We start from the raw sequence: 15,983 nt of genomic DNA, 5'->3' as shown, positions 1-15,983 counted from the left end.
CCATCTGCCGCAAGGCGTGGGTCATACGGTCCGCGCCTGGGACGGCGTGTCGCGGACGAACGCGCCGTTCCTCCACTGCCACTTCACGTCGTCCGTGACGTCGGGGCAGCAACTGGGCACGTCGGGCGACGAGTAGCCGAGAAGCGTCGCGTGGACGGCGCCGCCGCGCACCGCGAAGTCGGTGACCGTCCGCCGGTCCCCGGGGTTCACGAGGGTGGCCACGACGCGGGGCTTGCCGCCGTCGGCGTCCCGCGTGATGACGTACACCCCGTCGGGCGGGGTTCCCATGGGCGCGTCGCAGTGCACGACGGCCACCGTCTCGGGCCGTCCGTCGCCGTCGAGGTCGCCGGACGCCTTCTTCTGCACGACTGCCTCGACCGGACCGCACTCCAGGGGAAAGGCGACGCGCGCCGGATCGGGCGGGGTGCCGTGCGCCGGTGCGTTCTTCGTCTCGGGGGCGGCGGTCTGCGCCGCCGTCGCGGCGTCGGGCTGGAGGACCGAGGAGAGGGCCACCACGGCGGCGAGCGCCGTGGCGGTGGCGACCCAGTGGATCGGGCGGGTGTGCGTGTGTGACAGATCCGGAACGGCGGGGTGCTGCACGAGGAGTGTCTCCTGTGAGGGCTGTACCGGCGGGGGGTGGCCAGCATCGTGCCACACGTCACAGTGCGAGGGAACGGCGGGGTGGGTACTCGGCCGGGCTGCGCCGGCGCGTGCCGCGCCGTCAGGTCAACACGAAGGCGCCGTGGTGGAGTTCCCGAGCGGTCTCGGAACTCCACCACGGCGCCTGTACGTTGATCGCGGCACGGGCCGCCTCAGCGGCCGGAGCCTCCGCCGGCGTTGGGGCCGTCGTAGTCCTCGCCGTAGGCGCCCTTGGCGGGGCGGCGGCGGCGCATGGGCGGCTCGACGCCGTCCGCGAGGCGGCGGGCGGTCAGCAGGAAGCCGGTGTGGCCGATCATCCGGTGGTCCGGGCGGACGGCCAGGCCCTCGACGTGCCAGTTGCGGATCATGGTCTCCCACGAGGTCGGCTCGTTGAAGCAGCCGATCTCGCGGATGGACTCGACGGTCCGGGCGAGCTGGGTGGTCGTCGCGACGTAGCAGCACAGGATGCCGCCGGGCACGAGCGCCTTGGAGACGGCTTCCAGGCACTCCCAGGGCGCGAGCATGTCGAGGATGACGCGGTCGACGTCGGTGTCGGACAGGTTGTCCTGGAGGTCGCCGACGGTGAGCTGCCAGGCGGGGTGCGGACCGCCGAAGTAGCGCTCCACGTTCTGCTGGGCGATCTCGGCGAAGTCCTCGCGGCGCTCGTAGGAGTGCAGCATGCCCTGGTCGCCGATGGCGCGCAGCAGGAAGCTGCTGAGGGAGCCGGAGCCCACACCGGCCTCCACGACGCGTGCGCCGGGGAAGATGTCGGCGAAGGCGAGGATCTGCCCCGCGTCCTTCGGGTAGACGACGGCTGCCCCGCGGGGCATGGACAGGACGTAGTCGGGGAGCAGGGGGCGCAGCGCGAGGTAGGCGACGTTCCCGGTGGTGCGGACAACGCTGCCCTCGGGAGCACCGATCAGTTCGTCGTGGGGGAAGGAACCCTTGTGGGTGTGGAAGTTCTTCCCGGCCTCGAGCGTGAACGTGTAGTGGCGGCCCTTGGGGTCGGTCAGCTGAACCTGGTCCCCGACCTTGAAGGGCCCGCGCCTGCGGGCGGCACCGGTCGGTTCGGACATGTGACCAGCCTACCGGTCCACGGCGGGGCCGCCGACCACCGCTTCAGGGGACCGGTGGTCAGGAGGGCCGGGCCATGGCCTTGACGAAGGCCCGCTCGACGTCGGCCGCGGACAGGACGCCGTAGATCTCGCCGGTCTCCTCGACCACCAGGTACTCGGTGGCCGGGCTGGCGCGCAGGGCGTCCAGGAGTTCCTCGCCCGACAGCTCGGCCGACAGGCGCATGCCGTCGGTGAGGTCCTGGGCGAGGGTGCTGACCGCCACCCAGGGGCGCCGGTGCTCGGGCACGCCGACGATGGCGGCCTCACGGACCAGCGAGACGGGGGTGCCGTCGCCGTCGACGACGACCAGGGCGCGGGCTCCGGAGGCGTTGGCGCGGCGCAGGGCCTCGGAGAGCGGGGTGTCGGCCGGGGTGGGGACGGCGCGCCTGGTGAGGGCGCGGGCGCGCAGCTCCGGGAGGTGTTCGCGCAGGCGGGCCATGCGCAGGCTGTTTCCGGCGCCGGTCCAGATGATCGCGGCGAGGATCGCGGCGAGCAGGGCGTCCAGGACGGTGTCCATGCCGACGTCGTCCGCGGCGCCGGAACCGAGGGAGCGGGTGAGCAGCGGCAGGCCGACCAGCACGGCGATGGCGAGGGCCCGGCCGACCCAGGCGGCGGCGATCGTGCCGTGCATCGGCTTGCCGGTGATCTTCCAGACGACGGCGCGGAGCATCCGGCCGCCGTCGAGGGGGAGGCCGGGCAGCAGGTTGAAGGCGGCCACGAGGAGGTTGGAGACCATCAGGCCGGCCAGCAGGACGCCGGGGACGCTGTCGGGCTCGACGGGCAGCAGGGCGGCGTAGAAGACGCCGGCGAGGACGAGGGAGAGCAGGGGGCCGACGAAGGCCAGCACGAACTCGCGGCCGGGGGTCTCGGCCTCCTTCTCGATCTCCGAGACGCCGCCGAAGAACTGGAGCTGGATACGGCGGACCGGGAGCTTGAAGCGGAGGGCGGCGACGGTGTGGGCCAGTTCGTGGACGAGGACGGAGGCGTAGAAGGCGACCGCGAAGAAGAGGGAGACCAGATAGCGGGCGGCGCCCAGCTCGGGCAGCACGCGGTCGAGCTGGCCGCCGAACACCCAGGTGATCAGGGCGGCGACCAGGAACCAGCTCGGCGCGACGTACACGGGCACACCGAAGGGCCTGCCCATCAGCAGGCCGCCCCCGGGCTCCGGCTTTCGCTGCGGGGGCCGGCCGGGACCGGGTCCGACAGGGGTGTGGGCCTCACGGCCGCCGTGGCCGGGTTCCGCGGGCGCGTGGGCGGGGCGGCCTCCGCCGGAGGACGGCTCGGGGCGGCGGCCTCCGGTGCCCGCGCCGCTCTCGGACGGCTCGGCCGACGGTGGGACGGCGTCGTCCCCACCCGAGGTCTGCCCGCCCCGCGGGTCGCCCGCGCCGGCACGCTCGGGCGCCGGGCCCTGCGCGGAGCCGGGGCCGGCCTCGCGGAACGGGGTCTGCGAGTTCGGGTCCGGGTCCGCGGCGGCGTCCTGCGGGGTGTGCGGTCCGTTCTCGTTCCGCGCGGCGGCCGCGGCGGCTCCCGCGGTGTTCTTCCGCGGCGTCTCGGGAGCCGGCGACGGACGGCCCGGCGTCGCGGGACCGGGCGTCGCGGGATCCGGCGTCGAACGGCCCGCCGTCGTGGAACTCGGGGTCTCGGGAGCCGGGGTCGGTCGGCCCGACGTCCCGGGTTCCGGGGGCGGCGGGTGTTCCTCGGCGGGGTCGGTCGCCGTTCGGGGCGGGTCGCCCGGGCCGTGCACGGTCGTCCGGGGCCGGTCCGCGGGTCGGTGCTCGGGCGGGCCGGCGTCCGCGGGGTCCGGCTGCGCGGACTCGGCGGCCGGGGCCGTGGGTTCTGCCTGGGGCTCGGCCGACTCGTCGTTGCCGGACCGCGGCTGCCCGCTCCCGCCGCTCACGTCCACGGTGTCCCCTCGTTCGAAGCGTCTCCCGCGCCTGCCGGGCGAGAGGGTCTCGTGTCGATGGTATGCGTCCGTCCCGGTCCGTTCCGCCCCGGCACCCCTGTCTTTCCCTTCCGTCGCACGGGTAACGGCCGCGGGCTGGGGCACTGTCAGTGGCGGGCCGTAAGGTCTGTGGGCATGGAGACGAGCATCGAGGATGTCGCGGAGGACGCCGGCGGACCCGCCCGACCGGCGGCGACGGTGGCGGACCACGGAGACGCGACGGTGGGACCGGCGGCCGCCGCCCCCTCACCCGCGCCCGTGGCCATAGCGCCGGCCTCGCTCTCGCCCTCCCGGGCCGGCGACTTCATGCAGTGCCCGTTGCTGTACCGGTTCCGGGTCATCGACCGCCTGCCGGAGAAGCCGAGCGAGGCGGCGACGAGGGGCACCCTGGTCCACGCGGTGCTGGAGCGGCTCTTCGACGCCCCGGCGGCCGAGCGCACGGCACCGCAGGCGAAGGCGCTGGTCCCGGGCCAGTGGGACCGGCTCCGCGAGAGCAGGCCGGAGGTGGACGAGCTGTTCGCGGACGACCCGGAGGGCGAGCGGCTGACTCGGTGGCTCGGCGAGGCGGAGCAGCTCGTCGAGCGCTGGTTCACGCTAGAGGACCCGAGCCGCCTGGAGCCCGCCGAGCGCGAGCTGTTCGTCGAGGCCGAGCTGGACTCAGGGCTGCGCCTGCGCGGCATCATCGACCGGGTCGACGTGGCGCCCACCGGCGAGGTGCGGATCGTCGACTACAAGACGGGCAAGGCACCCCGGCCGCAGTACGCGGAGGGCGCGCTGTTCCAGATGAAGTTCTACGCGCTGGTGGTGTGGCGGTTGAAGAAGGTCGTCCCGCGGCGCCTGCAGCTCGTCTATCTCGGCAGCGGTGACGTGCTCACGTACGACCCGGTCCTCGCCGACCTGGAGCGGGTCGAGCGCAAGCTGCTGGCGCTGTGGGAGGCCATCCGGCTGGCGACCGAGACGGGCGACTGGCGGCCGCGTCCCACCAAGCTGTGCGGCTGGTGCGACCACCAGGCGCACTGCCCGGAGTTCGGCGGCACTCCCCCGCCCTATCCGCTGCCGGTGAGGGCGGCCGACTCCGGCGGCACCGAGCAGGGCAGAATGGGGCCGGACTAGCGAAGGAGACTTACGTGGCCATCCGCGTCCTACTGGTCGACGACCAGCCGCTGCTGCGCACCGGCTTCCGGATGATTCTCGAGGCCGAGCAGGAGATCGCGGTCGTCGGCGAGGCCGGAGACGGCCTCCAAGCACTCGACCAGGTGCGGGCCCTGCAGCCCGATGTGGTCCTGATGGACATCCGCATGCCGCGGATGGACGGTGTGGAAGCGACCCGGCAGATCACCGGGCCCGAGCGGGACGGCCCGGCGAAGGTGCTGGTGCTGACCACCTTCGACCTCGACGAGTACGTCGTGGAGGCGTTGAAGGCGGGCGCCAGCGGTTTCCTGCTGAAGGACGCCCCGGCCAACGAACTGGTACAGGCGATCCGCGTGGTGGCGAGCGGCGAGGCGATGCTCGCGCCGAGCATCACCAGGCGGCTGCTCGACAAGTACGCCACGCACCTGCCCTCCGGCGACGAGCCGGTGCCGGACGCGCTGCACACGCTGACCGAGCGTGAGGTGGAGGTGCTGAAGCTGGTGGCCCGCGGCCTGTCCAACGCGGAGATCGCCGCCGACCTCTTCGTCAGTGAGACCACCGTCAAGACCCACGTGGGTCATGTGCTGACCAAGCTGGGCCTGCGTGACCGCGTGCAGGCCGCGGTGTACGCGTACGAGAGCGGCCTGGTCCGCCCCGGCGCGCAGTAGACCGCTTCACCCGCGTCCTGCGCGTCCGTACGCGTGACACCGGCGGTACGAAACCCGAAGGGCGCCCTCTTCTCGCGGGAAGAGGGCGCCCTTCGGGTTGTGTCCGGCGGGACGTCAGCCGCTCACACCCCGGCCGAGCTCCCAGAGCTGGAGCGTCGAGGAGGAGTTGAGGACGTAGGCCGTGCCCGTGACGTCGTCCCGGGCGGCGACGTACTGCTTGCCCTGCCACAGCGGGATCACCGGGACGTCGGCGGCGGTGATGTCCTGGATCTCGGTGAGGCTGTCCACGGCGGAGAGCCGGTCGGCCTCGCGACGGGACTCGGGGATCAGGGTGTTCCTGATCTCCGCGTTCGCGTACGGCGAGTTGAGGGTGTTGTCCTTGTCGAGGAACGGCGCGATGAAGCTGTCCGCGTCCGGGAAGTCGGGGAACCAGCCCATGCCGAAGACGTCGTACTCGCCCTTCAGCTCCGCCGGGCGGAACTTGTCCCAGGGCGCGCCCTTGATGTCGATGTCGAAGAGACCGCTGTCGTTCAGCTGCTTCTGCAGCTGCTCGAACTCCTGCTTGGTCGCGGCACCGTAGTGGTCCGTCGTGTAGTGCATGGTCAGCTTCACCGGCGTCTTGATGCCCGCGTCCTCCAGCATCCCCTTGGCCTTGTCCACGCTGGGGTCGCCGTACTTGTTGAAGAACGAGTTGGAGTGACCGGTGATGCTGGCCGGGACCATCGAGTACAGCGGCTCGGCCTGGGAGCCGTAGACCTCGGAGACGAGTTCGCTGCGGTTGATGAGCTGGGCCATCGCCTGGCGGACGGCCTTGTCCTTCACCGTCGACGCGTCCGTGTTGAAGCCCAGGTAGCGGATCTCGAGACCGGCCACCTCGACCAGGTCGACGTCGCCGTCCGTGGCGTTGGAGAGCTTCCGGATCTGGTCGGGCGTCATCGCACGGGTCATCACGTCGATGTCGCCCTTGTCGAGCGCGGCGCCCATGGCCTCGGCGTCGTTGAACGACACCATCTCGACCTTGTCGTTGTTCACCTTCAGGGTCCCCTTGTAATCGGGGTTCTTGGTGAACACGGCCTTGGTCATCTCGTCGTTCTTGACCTCGGCCTTCATGGTGTACGGGCCGGAGCCGTCCAGCTCGAAGCCCTCGCGCAGCTTGCCCTTCTCGTAGTCGTCCGGGTTGACGATGCCCGCGACCGGGGTCGACAGCTTGAACGGGAAGGTGGCGTCGGCGGTGTTGAGGTGGAAGATGACCTCGCGGTCGCCCTGGGTCTCGACGGTGTCGACGGTCGACAGCAGGCCGTACACCTGGCTGTCGGCCTTGATGGACAGGGCGCGCTCGATGGAGAACTTCACGTCCTCCGCGGTGACGGCGTCACCGTTGGCGAACTTCAGGCCGTCGCGCAGGGTGCAGGCATAGCGTTCGTTGCCGGTATCGGTGAACCCGCACTTCTCGGCGGCCTCGGGTACGGGTTCACCGTCGCCGCGGGGCTGGATCATCAGGGTCTGCGTGGTCTGACGCAGGATGTTCCAGGAGCCGACATCGTAGGCGTACGCCGGGTCGAGGGGCGCGGGCGCCTCCTCCGAGGCGGTGAACCGGTCCGTGGTGCCGACGACGATCGCGTCCCCGCCGCTGCCGCTGTCGGACCCGCCGCAGGCGGCGAGCACCGGCGCGAGCAGGCCCACGACGGCCGGCAGCACCAAAGTCTTGCGGTTCATGCTCGAGTTTCTCCAGAGCTGTCGGTCCGTGTATCCGGCATGCAGGGGTGTCGCGGCGGATCACGGGGGTAGTGGCCGATGTTCTCGCGACGAGATTAGTCCGCGCCCGCACGGGGGCTCGCAGCCACCGGAGTTGAGGACTCATCACGGAGCGAAACCGGTCGCGGACACACCGAAAACCCGACAGTGGAAGGATTAGTGCAGGGTTTCACCAATCAGGACACAAGGGCGCCTCGACAACGTTCGCCAGACGCGAGCCAGCACACCCGCGCCACCCTGTCGACCTCTGACAGCGTGGCGAACGTCACACAGGAGCTTCTGCCGACGGGCGCCTGAATTCAGCCATCCGGAGCGGCGGAATTCTCCCTCCGCGCGCCCCTCGTCGTCTCGCGCGGACGTTGTCGGAATTACCGCGTTAACGCCGCCGCACGCTGGGTGAACGCCTAGCGCATTTGTGTCATCAGGCCGCGCAGAAATGTCAGGTCGACCTCTTCCAACGAGTCGACCACCGTGCGGCGCGCGGCCGGGGTGATGGGAGCGGCCGAGGGCACGGCCACGACGTGGCAGCCGGCGGCCTCCGCGGCGGCGACCCCGGTCGCGGTGTCCTCGACGACGGCGCACCGGGCCGGCTCCACGCCGAGGCCGGCCGCGGCGGCCAGGTACGGGTCCGGGTGGGGCTTGGTGCGCGGCACCTCGTCGCCCGCGACGGTGAGGGCGAAGTGCTGGGGGCCCAGCGAGGTCAGCACGCGGTCGATGATGCGCCGGTGCGAGGCGGAGACCAGGGCCGTCGGGATCTCGTGCGCGGAGAGCTCCGCCAGCAGACGGGCGGCTCCCGGCATGAGCGGCAGGCTGCGGCCGATGCGCTTCTCGAAGCCGTCGTTGAGCAGCACGCTGAGTTCGGCCAGCGTGATGTCGGCTCCGGTGGCCTCGATCAGGAAGCCGGCGCTGCGGCTCATGGGACCGCCGACGACCACGTGGCGCCAGGAGTCGTCGAGGGTGTGGCCGAGGGAGGCGAAGACCTCGGCTTCGACGTCCCACCAGAAGCCCTCGGTGTCCACCAGGGTGCCGTCCATGTCGAGGAGCACGGCCTGGAGGGCTGAGCCTTCGGCCGTACGGGTTCCGAGCGCGGGGACCGTACTGGTCATCCACGTACCTCCTTGAAGGGACGATCAGGCCGGTTCCCACGAAGGGAACCGGCCTGCGGTGGACCGACCAGTGTACGTCGTGCGGGACAGGAACGCCTGGTGTGGCCGCGGAAGCGGTACGGAGGCGCTCCCGGCGGCCTCAGCGGGCGTTGAAGTACTTCGCCTCGGGGTGGTGGATCACGATGGCGTCGGTGGACTGCTCGGGGTGGAGCTGGAACTCCTCCGACAGGTGCACGCCGATGCGCTCCGGCTGGAGCAGGTCGGCGATCTTGGCGCGGTCCTCCAGGTCCGGGCAGGCGCCGTAGCCGAGGGAGAAACGGGCGCCCCGGTACTTCAGGGCGAACATGTCCTCCATCTCGGCGGGGTCCTCCCCGGCGAAACCGAGTTCGGAGCGGACGCGGGCGTGCCAGTACTCGGCGAGGGCCTCGGCGAGCTGCACGGACAGGCCGTGCAGTTCGAGGTAGTCGCGGTAGGCGTTGGCCTGGAACATCCGGGCCGTCTCCTCGCCGATCCGGGAGCCGACGGTGACGACCTGGAAGCCGACGACGTCGATCTCGCCGGACTCCTCCGGGCGGAAGAAGTCGGCCAGGCACAGGCGCCGGCCGCGCCGCTGGCGCGGGAACGTGAAGCGGGTGCGCTCGTTGCCCGCCTCGTCGAGGACGATCAGGTCGTCGTCCTTGGAGACGCACGGGAAGTAGCCGTAGACCACGGCCGCCTCCAGCAGGTTCTCCGTCTGGAGCCGGTCCAGCAGCCCGCGCAGTCGCGGCCGGCCCTCGGACTCGACCAGTTCCTCGTACGAGGGTCCCTCGCCGGTGCGGGCCTGCTTCAGACCCCACTGGCCCTTGAACAGGGCGCCCTCGTCGAGCCAGGAGGCGTACTCCTTGAGCTGGATGCCCTTGACGACGCGCGTGCCCCGGAAGGGCGGCTCGGGGACCGGGTTGTCGGTGGCGACGTCGGAGCGGACGTGGCCCTCCTCGGGACGCTCCTCGACCTCCACCGTGGCGGCGCGGACCCGGCGCTGGCGCAGCTCGGGCAGTTTCGCGCCGGGCACACCGCGCTTGATGCCGATCAGGGCGTCCATCAGCCGCAGGCCCTCGAACGCGTCGCGGGCGTAGCGGACCTCGCCGTCGTAGATCTCGTGGAGGTCCTGTTCGACGTAGGCGCGGGTGAGGGCCGCGCCGCCGAGGATGACGGGGTAGTCGGCGGCCAGCTTGCGCTGGTTGAGCTCCTCCAGGTTCTCCTTCATGATCACCGTGGACTTGACCAGGAGCCCGGACATGCCGATGACGTCGGCACGGTGCTCGTTGGCCGCCTCCAGGATCGCGGAGACCGGCTGCTTGATACCGAGATTGACGACGTTGTAGCCGTTGTTGGACAGGATGATGTCCACGAGGTTCTTGCCGATGTCATGGACGTCGCCCCGGACGGTGGCCAGCACGATGGTGCCCTTGCCGTCGTCGTCGGTCTTCTCCATGTGCGGCTCCAGGTGGGCCACCGCGGTCTTCATGACCTCGGCGGACTGGAGCACGAACGGCAGCTGCATCTGGCCGGAGCCGAACAGCTCACCGACCACCTTCATGCCGTCCAGCAGCGTCTCGTTGACGATGTCCAACGCCGGACGCTCCGTCAGCGCCTCGTCCAGGTCGGCCTCCAGGCCGTTCTTCTCGCCGTCGATGATGCGGCGCTTGAGGCGCTCATCCAGCGGGAGGGCGGCCAGCTCGTCGGCCTTGGAAGCCCGCAGCGACTTGGCCGTCGCGCCCTCGAACAGCGCCATCAGCTTCTGCAGCGGGTCATAGCCTTCGCGGCGGCGGTCGTAGATCAGGTCCAGGGCGGTGGTGACCTGCTCCTCGTCGAACCGCGCGATCGGCAGGATCTTCGAGGCGTGCACGATCGCCGAGTCCAGGCCCGCCTTCACGCACTCGTCCAGGAACACGGAGTTGAGCAGGATCCGGGCGGCCGGGTTGAGCCCGAAGGAGATGTTCGACAGGCCGAGCGTGGTCTGCACGTCCGGGTGGCGGCGCTTGAGCTCCCGGATGCCCTCGATGGTGGCGACACCGTCGCCGCGGGACTCCTCCTGGCCGGTGCAGATCGTGAAGGTCAGGCAGTCGACGAGGATGTCCGACTCGTGAATGCCCCAGTTGCCGGTCAGGTCGTCGATCAGCCGTTCGGCGATCTCGACCTTCTTCTCCGCGGTGCGGGCCTGGCCCACCTCGTCGATGGTCAGCGCGATCAGCGCCGCCCCGTGCTCCCGCGCCAGCCGGGTCACCTTCGCGAAGCGGGAGTCGGGACCCGCGCCGTCCTCGTAGTTGACCGAGTTGATCACCGCCCGGCCACCGAGCTTCTCCAGCCCGGCCCGGATGACGTCGACCTCGGTGGAGTCCAGCACGACCGGCAGCGTCGACGCGGTCGCGAACCGCCCCGCCAGCTCCTCCATGTCCGCCACACCGTCGCGGCCCACGTAGTCCACGCACAGGTCCAGCATGTGCGCGCCCTCGCGGATCTGGTCCCGGGCCATCTCCACGCAGTCGTCCCAGCGGCCCTCCAGCATCGCCTCACGGAACTTCTTCGACCCGTTGGCGTTGGTCCGCTCGCCGATCGCGAGGTAGGAGGTGTCCTGCCGGAACGGCACACTCTGGTAGAGGGAGGCCGCGCCGGGTTCGGGGCGTGGGTCGCGGGCGGTCGGAGCGGTGTCGCGGACCCGCTCCACGACCTGGCGCAGGTGCTCGGGCGTGGTGCCGCAGCAGCCGCCGACCAGGGACAGGCCGTACTCGCGCACGAACGTCTCCTGCGCGTCCGCCAGCTCCGGCGCGGTCAGCGGATAGTGCGCGCCGTCCTTGCCCAGGACCGGCAGACCGGCGTTGGGCATGCACGACAGCGGGACGCGGGAGTGGCGGGCGAGGTAGCGCAGGTGCTCGCTCATCTCCGCCGGGCCGGTCGCGCAGTTCAGGCCGATCATGTCGATGCCCAGCGGTTCCAGCGCGGTCAGCGCCGCACCGATCTCGGAGCCGAGGAGCATCGTGCCGGTCGTCTCCACCGTCACCGAGCAGATCACCGGCACGTCCAGCCCCAGGGCGTCCAGCGCGCGCCGGGCACCCAGCACCGACGCCTTCGTCTGCAGCAGGTCCTGCGTCGTCTCCACGAGCAGCGCGTCCGCGCCGCCGGCGACCAGGCCCTCGGCGTTGCGCTGATAGGCGTCGCGCAGGACGGTGTACGGGGCGTGGCCCAAGGTGGGCAGCTTCGTGCCCGGGCCCATGGAGCCGAGGACCCAGCGCTGCCGGCCGTCGCGGGCGGCGAACTCGTCGGCGACCTCACGGGCCACCCGGGCGCCTGCCTCCGACAGCTCGTGCACACGCTCGGGAATGTCGTACTCACCGAGCGCCGAGTGGTTCGCGCCGAAGGTGTTCGTCTCCACGCAGTCCACGCCGGCCGCGTAGTACTCCTCGTGCACCGAACGCACGATGTCGGGCCGGGTCAGGTTCAGGATCTCGTTGCAGCCCTCGAGCTGCTGGAAGTCGTCCAGCGTCGGGTTCTGCGCCTGCAACATGGTGCCCATCGCACCGTCGGCCACCACCACGCGGGTGGCGAGTGCCTCGCGGAGGGCGGACACACGGGTCCGGGTGTCGGCGGACGGGGTGGACGGCGACGAGGCCATGAAAGGGCTCCCTAGGATGCGACGGCTGTCGGCTTTGCGCTGCCCGGTGCCGTCCGCAGGGAACGTCCCGGGGGAGAACGCACGCCGCCAGGGTAGCCGGGACCGGGGGCTGATGGTCGGGGCGTCCACGAGACGGACGAGTATGGCGGGGCCGGATGCCCGCCATGGGGGTGAACATGGCGGCCCCGGAACGGGCCGGGGACGCCCCCGGGGCGGTCCTGAGGTGAGCCCGGGACGGTCCGGGGACGGTCCGGAGACGGCCGGTGGGCCGCTGGAGGGTCGGCCGGGACGCGGGTCCGGGACGCGGGTCCGGGCCATCAGGACGTGGCCGGAGTGCAACAGTTGCCCGCCGACCATTAGCGGGAGGTCGGCATCGACCGGTAGTGTTCGGCATTGCCGAACGACGTCAGCGACGCCGAGGTCGGCAGTCGAAGGGGACGGAGGCAGTACGTCGATGGCACGGAACATCCAGTCGCTCGAACGGGCGGCCGCGATGCTGCGCCTGCTCGCGGGCGGCGAGCGGCGGCTCGGCCTGTCGGACATCGCCTCGTCGCTGGGCCTGGCCAAGGGCACCGCGCACGGCATCCTGCGCACCCTCCAGCAGGAGGGCTTCGTCGAGCAGGACGACACCTCCGGGCGCTACCAGCTGGGCGCCGAGCTGCTGCGCCTGGGCACGACCTACCTCGACGTGCACGAGCTGCGGGCACGCGCCCTGGTGTGGACGGACGACCTGGCGCGCTCCAGCGGTGAGAGCGTCCACCTCGGCGTCCTGCACCAGCAGGGCGTCCTGATCGTGCACCACGTCTTCCGGCCCGACGACAGCCGGCAGGTGCTGGAGATCGGGGCCATGCAGCCGCTGCACTCCACGGCGCTGGGCAAGGTGCTGTCGGCCTACGACCCGGTGGCGCACAGCGAGGCCCTGGAGGCCGACCGCAAGGCGTACACGGACCGGACCGTCTGCGAGCCGGACAGGTTCGAGCACATCCTGGACATCACGCGCGCGCGTGGCTACGCGGCGGACGTCGAGGAGACCTGGGAGGGCATCGCCTCCATCGCCGCCCCGATCCACGACCGCAGGCGCATGCCGGTGGGCGCGGTCGGCATCACCGGGGCCGTGGAACGGCTGTGCCGGGACGGCGAGCTGCGCACCGAGCTGGTCGCGGCGGTGCGGGACTGCGCCCGCGCGGTGTCGCGGGACCTGGGCGCCGGGCGGTTCTAGGGCCCGCGGGCACGGGCCGGGAAGCCGAAGGCCGGGACGCCGAAGGCGTTCCGGCCTTCCGCGTTCCCGGCGGCACACGCCGCGCCCGAAGACCGATAGCCCACAACGATCAATAACGATCGTGCTTTCGATTACAGAGCTCTTGACGCATGCGCGACGCCGAAGCGAGACTCGCGTCCATCGGTCGGCATTGTCGAACACCTACCGGCAATACGCGTTAGAGTGTGACAACGCCAAGGGCCGCCATCGCTCTCATACCGAGGGCGCCGGAACACCCGGAGGGACCCGGGGGTTCGGCTTCCCCTGGACGAAGGACAAAGGAGTCGCGGGTGTCCAGCTCCGACATCTTCATCGGCGAGACCATCGGTACCGCCATACTCATCCTGCTCGGCGGCGGCGTGTGTGCCGCCGTGACGCTCAAGGCCTCCAAGGCCCGCAACGCCGGCTGGCTCGCCATCGCCTTCGGGTGGGGCTTCGCCGTCATGACGGCCGTGTACATCTCGGGCCCGCTCTCCGGCGCCCACCTGAACCCGGCCGTCACCGTCGGCATCGCCGTCAAGGACGGCGAGTGGGGCAACGTCCCCACCTACTTCGCCGGACAGATGCTCGGCGCCATGATCGGCGCGGTGCTGGTCTGGGCCGCCTACTACGGCCAGTTCCTCGCCCACCTCACCGACTGCGAGATCGTCGGCGGGCCGGGCGCGCAGGACACCACGGCCAAGGCCGTGGAGGCCCAGGAGAAGGGCGCCGGCCCCGTGCTGGGCATCTTCTCCACCGGCCCCGAGATCCGCCACGCGGTGCAGAACCTCTCCACCGAGATCATCGGCACCTTCGTCCTGGTGCTCGCCGTCCTCACCCAGGGTCTGAACGACGCGGGCAACGGCCTCAACATCCTGGGCGGCCTGATCACCGCGCTGGTGGTCGTCTCGATCGGTCTGTCCCTCGGCGGCCCGACCGGCTACGCGATCAACCCGGCCCGTGACCTCGGTCCGCGCATCGTGCACGCCCTGCTGCCCCTGCCCAACAAGGGCGGCTCCGACTGGTCCTACGCCTGGGTCCCGATCGTCGGTCCGCTGATCGGCGGTGCGCTCGCCGCAGGTGTCTACAACGTCGCGTTCGCCTGAGCGGGCATCCGCTCGGCCATCATCGAGTCGCAGAACACCCGCCGTACGCACCGGCCACCACACCACGGAATCCCAGGAGCACACAGTGACCGACGCCCACACCGCAGGCCCCTTCATCGCCGCGATCGACCAGGGCACCACCTCGTCCCGCTGCATCGTCTTCGACCGCGACGGACGCATCGTCTCCGTCGACCAGAAGGAGCACGAGCAGATCTTCCCCAAGCCGGGCTGGGTCGAGCACGACGCCACCGAGATCTGGACCAACGTCCAGGAGGTCGTCGCCGGGGCGGTCGAGAAGGCCGGCATCACCCGCGACGACATCAAGGCCATCGGCATCACCAACCAGCGCGAGACCACGCTGGTCTGGGACAAGAACACCGGTGAGCCCGTCCACAACGCCATCGTCTGGCAGGACACCCGCACCGACGCCCTCTGCCGGGAGCTGGGCCGCAACGTCGGCCAGGACCGTTTCCGCCGCGAGACGGGCCTTCCCCTCGCCTCCTACTTCGCCGGCCCCAAGGCCCGCTGGCTGCTCGACAACGTCGACGGTCTGCGGGAGCGCGCCGAGGCGGGCGACCTGCTCTTCGGCACCATGGACACCTGGGTCATCTGGAACCTGACCGGCGGGGTGAACGGCGGCAAGCACGTCACCGACGTCACCAACGCCTCGCGCACCATGCTGATGAACCTGCACACCATGCAGTGGGACGAGAAGATCGCCGAGTCCATCGGCGTGCCGACACAGATGCTCCCCGAGATCCGCTCCTCCGCCGAGGTCTACGGCGAGATCACGGGCGGCAGGCTGGGCGAGCTGCTCGGCGGCATCCCCGTCGCCTCCGCGCTCGGCGACCAGCAGGCGGCCCTGTTCGGCCAGACCTGCTTCTCCGAGGGCGAGACCAAGTCGACGTACGGCACCGGCACCTTCATGGTGATGAACACCGGTGACAAGCTCATCAACTCGTACTCGGGCCTGCTGACCACGGTCGGCTACAAGATCGGCGACCAGGACACGGTCTACGCCCTGGAGGGCTCGATCGCCGTCACCGGTTCGCTGGTGCAGTGGATGCGCGACCAGATGGGCCTGATCTCCACCGCCGCCGAGATCGAGACCCTCGCCCTGACGGTCGAGGACAACGGCGGCGCCTACTTCGTGCCGGCCTTCTCCGGCCTCTTCGCCCCGTACTGGCGCTCCGACGCCCGCGGTGTGATCGCCGGTCTCACCCGGTACGTCACCAAGGCGCACCTCGCGCGCGCCGTCCTGGAGGCCACCGCCTGGCAGACGCGGGAGATCGCGGACGCCATGACGAAGGACTCCGGTGTGGAGCTGACCGCCCTCAAGGTCGACGGCGGCATGACCTCCAACAACCTGCTGATGCAGACCCTCGCCGACTTCGTGGACGCCCCCGTGGTGCGCCCGATGGTCGCCGAGACCACCTGCCTCGGCGCCGCCTACGCCGCCGGTCTGGCCGTCGGCTTCTGGAACAGCACCGACGACCTGCGCGCCAACTGGCGGCGGGCCGCCGAGTGGACCCCCCGCATGGACGCGGAGATCCGCGACCGTGAGTACAAGAGCTGGCTCAAGGCCGTCGAGCGGACCATGGGCTGGCTCGAGGACGAGGAGTAAGAACCGCA

11 protein-coding genes are annotated in these 15,983 nt (G+C 71.0%); 5 read left to right on the top strand and 6 right to left on the bottom strand.

The features are described 5' to 3' along the window. Nucleotides 1-21 precede the first annotated feature (21 nt). From ACIQ6R_RS25300 to ACIQ6R_RS25290, 3 genes are all read right to left on the bottom strand, one after another. Nucleotides 22-600 (bottom strand): hypothetical protein, encoded by a 579-nt coding sequence (locus tag ACIQ6R_RS25300; RefSeq protein ID WP_404179765.1) that lies wholly within the window; start codon nt 598-600, stop codon nt 22-24. Nucleotides 601-812: 212 nt separating this feature from the next. Beyond that, nucleotides 813-1,715 carry a tRNA (adenine-N1)-methyltransferase gene (locus ACIQ6R_RS25295; protein WP_189230504.1) on the bottom strand — a complete coding sequence of 301 codons (903 nt, stop codon included), beginning with the start codon at nt 1,713-1,715 and terminating at the stop codon, nt 813-815. Between the two features lie 58 nt (nt 1,716-1,773). Further along, entirely contained in the window at nt 1,774-3,657 is a 1,884-nt protein-coding gene (locus ACIQ6R_RS25290) for a site-2 protease family protein (RefSeq protein WP_404223604.1), read from the bottom strand. Nucleotides 3,658-3,831: 174 nt separating this feature from the next. On the opposite strand from ACIQ6R_RS25290, the gene ACIQ6R_RS25285 reads away from it, so the two are divergent. Both ACIQ6R_RS25285 and ACIQ6R_RS25280 read left to right on the top strand, forming a co-directional pair. Next, nucleotides 3,832-4,809 (top strand): RecB family exonuclease, encoded by a 978-nt coding sequence (locus ACIQ6R_RS25285; protein WP_404223602.1) that lies wholly within the window; start codon nt 3,832-3,834, stop codon nt 4,807-4,809. Between the two features lie 14 nt (nt 4,810-4,823). After that, nucleotides 4,824-5,495 carry a response regulator gene (locus tag ACIQ6R_RS25280; RefSeq protein ID WP_404179775.1) on the top strand — a complete coding sequence of 224 codons (672 nt, stop codon included), beginning with the start codon at nt 4,824-4,826 and terminating at the stop codon, nt 5,493-5,495. A 114-nt stretch (nt 5,496-5,609) separates the two neighbouring features. Here ACIQ6R_RS25280 and ACIQ6R_RS25275 read toward each other — a convergent pair whose 3' ends face one another. From ACIQ6R_RS25275 to metH, 3 genes are all read right to left on the bottom strand, one after another. Then, the gene (locus ACIQ6R_RS25275) at nt 5,610-7,211 is read right to left on the bottom strand and encodes an ABC transporter substrate-binding protein (protein ID WP_404179778.1); all 1,602 of its coding nucleotides are present in this window, start codon (nt 7,209-7,211) and stop codon (nt 5,610-5,612) included. 443 nt (nt 7,212-7,654) lie between these two features. Beyond that, on the bottom strand, nt 7,655-8,356 hold the full coding sequence (locus tag ACIQ6R_RS25270; protein WP_404179781.1) for an HAD family hydrolase: 702 nt from the start codon (nt 8,354-8,356) through the stop codon (nt 7,655-7,657). Between the two features lie 139 nt (nt 8,357-8,495). Then, nucleotides 8,496-12,008, bottom strand: coding sequence for a methionine synthase (gene metH / locus ACIQ6R_RS25265; protein ID WP_404223601.1), 3,513 nt, complete (start codon nt 12,006-12,008; stop codon nt 8,496-8,498). A 454-nt stretch (nt 12,009-12,462) separates the two neighbouring features. Here metH and ACIQ6R_RS25260 point away from each other — a divergent pair, with 454 nt between their 5' ends. The 3 genes from ACIQ6R_RS25260 to glpK all read left to right on the top strand — a co-directional run bounded on the left by ACIQ6R_RS25260 (nt 12,463) and on the right by glpK (nt 15,975). Further along, nucleotides 12,463-13,227 carry an IclR family transcriptional regulator gene (locus tag ACIQ6R_RS25260; protein WP_404179787.1) on the top strand — a complete coding sequence of 255 codons (765 nt, stop codon included), beginning with the start codon at nt 12,463-12,465 and terminating at the stop codon, nt 13,225-13,227. 329 nt (nt 13,228-13,556) lie between these two features. Continuing rightward, nucleotides 13,557-14,351: an MIP/aquaporin family protein gene (locus ACIQ6R_RS25255; RefSeq protein WP_404223599.1), complete on the top strand. Its 795-nt coding sequence runs from the start codon at nt 13,557-13,559 to the stop codon at nt 14,349-14,351. 85 nt (nt 14,352-14,436) lie between these two features. Next, nucleotides 14,437-15,975 (top strand): glycerol kinase GlpK, encoded by a 1,539-nt coding sequence (gene glpK, locus ACIQ6R_RS25250; protein WP_386323115.1) that lies wholly within the window; start codon nt 14,437-14,439, stop codon nt 15,973-15,975. The last annotated feature ends 8 nt before the right edge of the window (nt 15,976-15,983 follow it).

The sequence above is a fragment of the Streptomyces sp. NPDC096048 genome (assembly GCF_044763415.1).
In the GTDB taxonomy this organism is placed as follows: Bacteria; Actinomycetota; Actinomycetes; order Streptomycetales; family Streptomycetaceae; genus Streptomyces.
The sequence above is the reverse complement of the archived record's forward strand: the minus strand, read 5'-3'. Positions and strand labels throughout refer to the sequence as shown.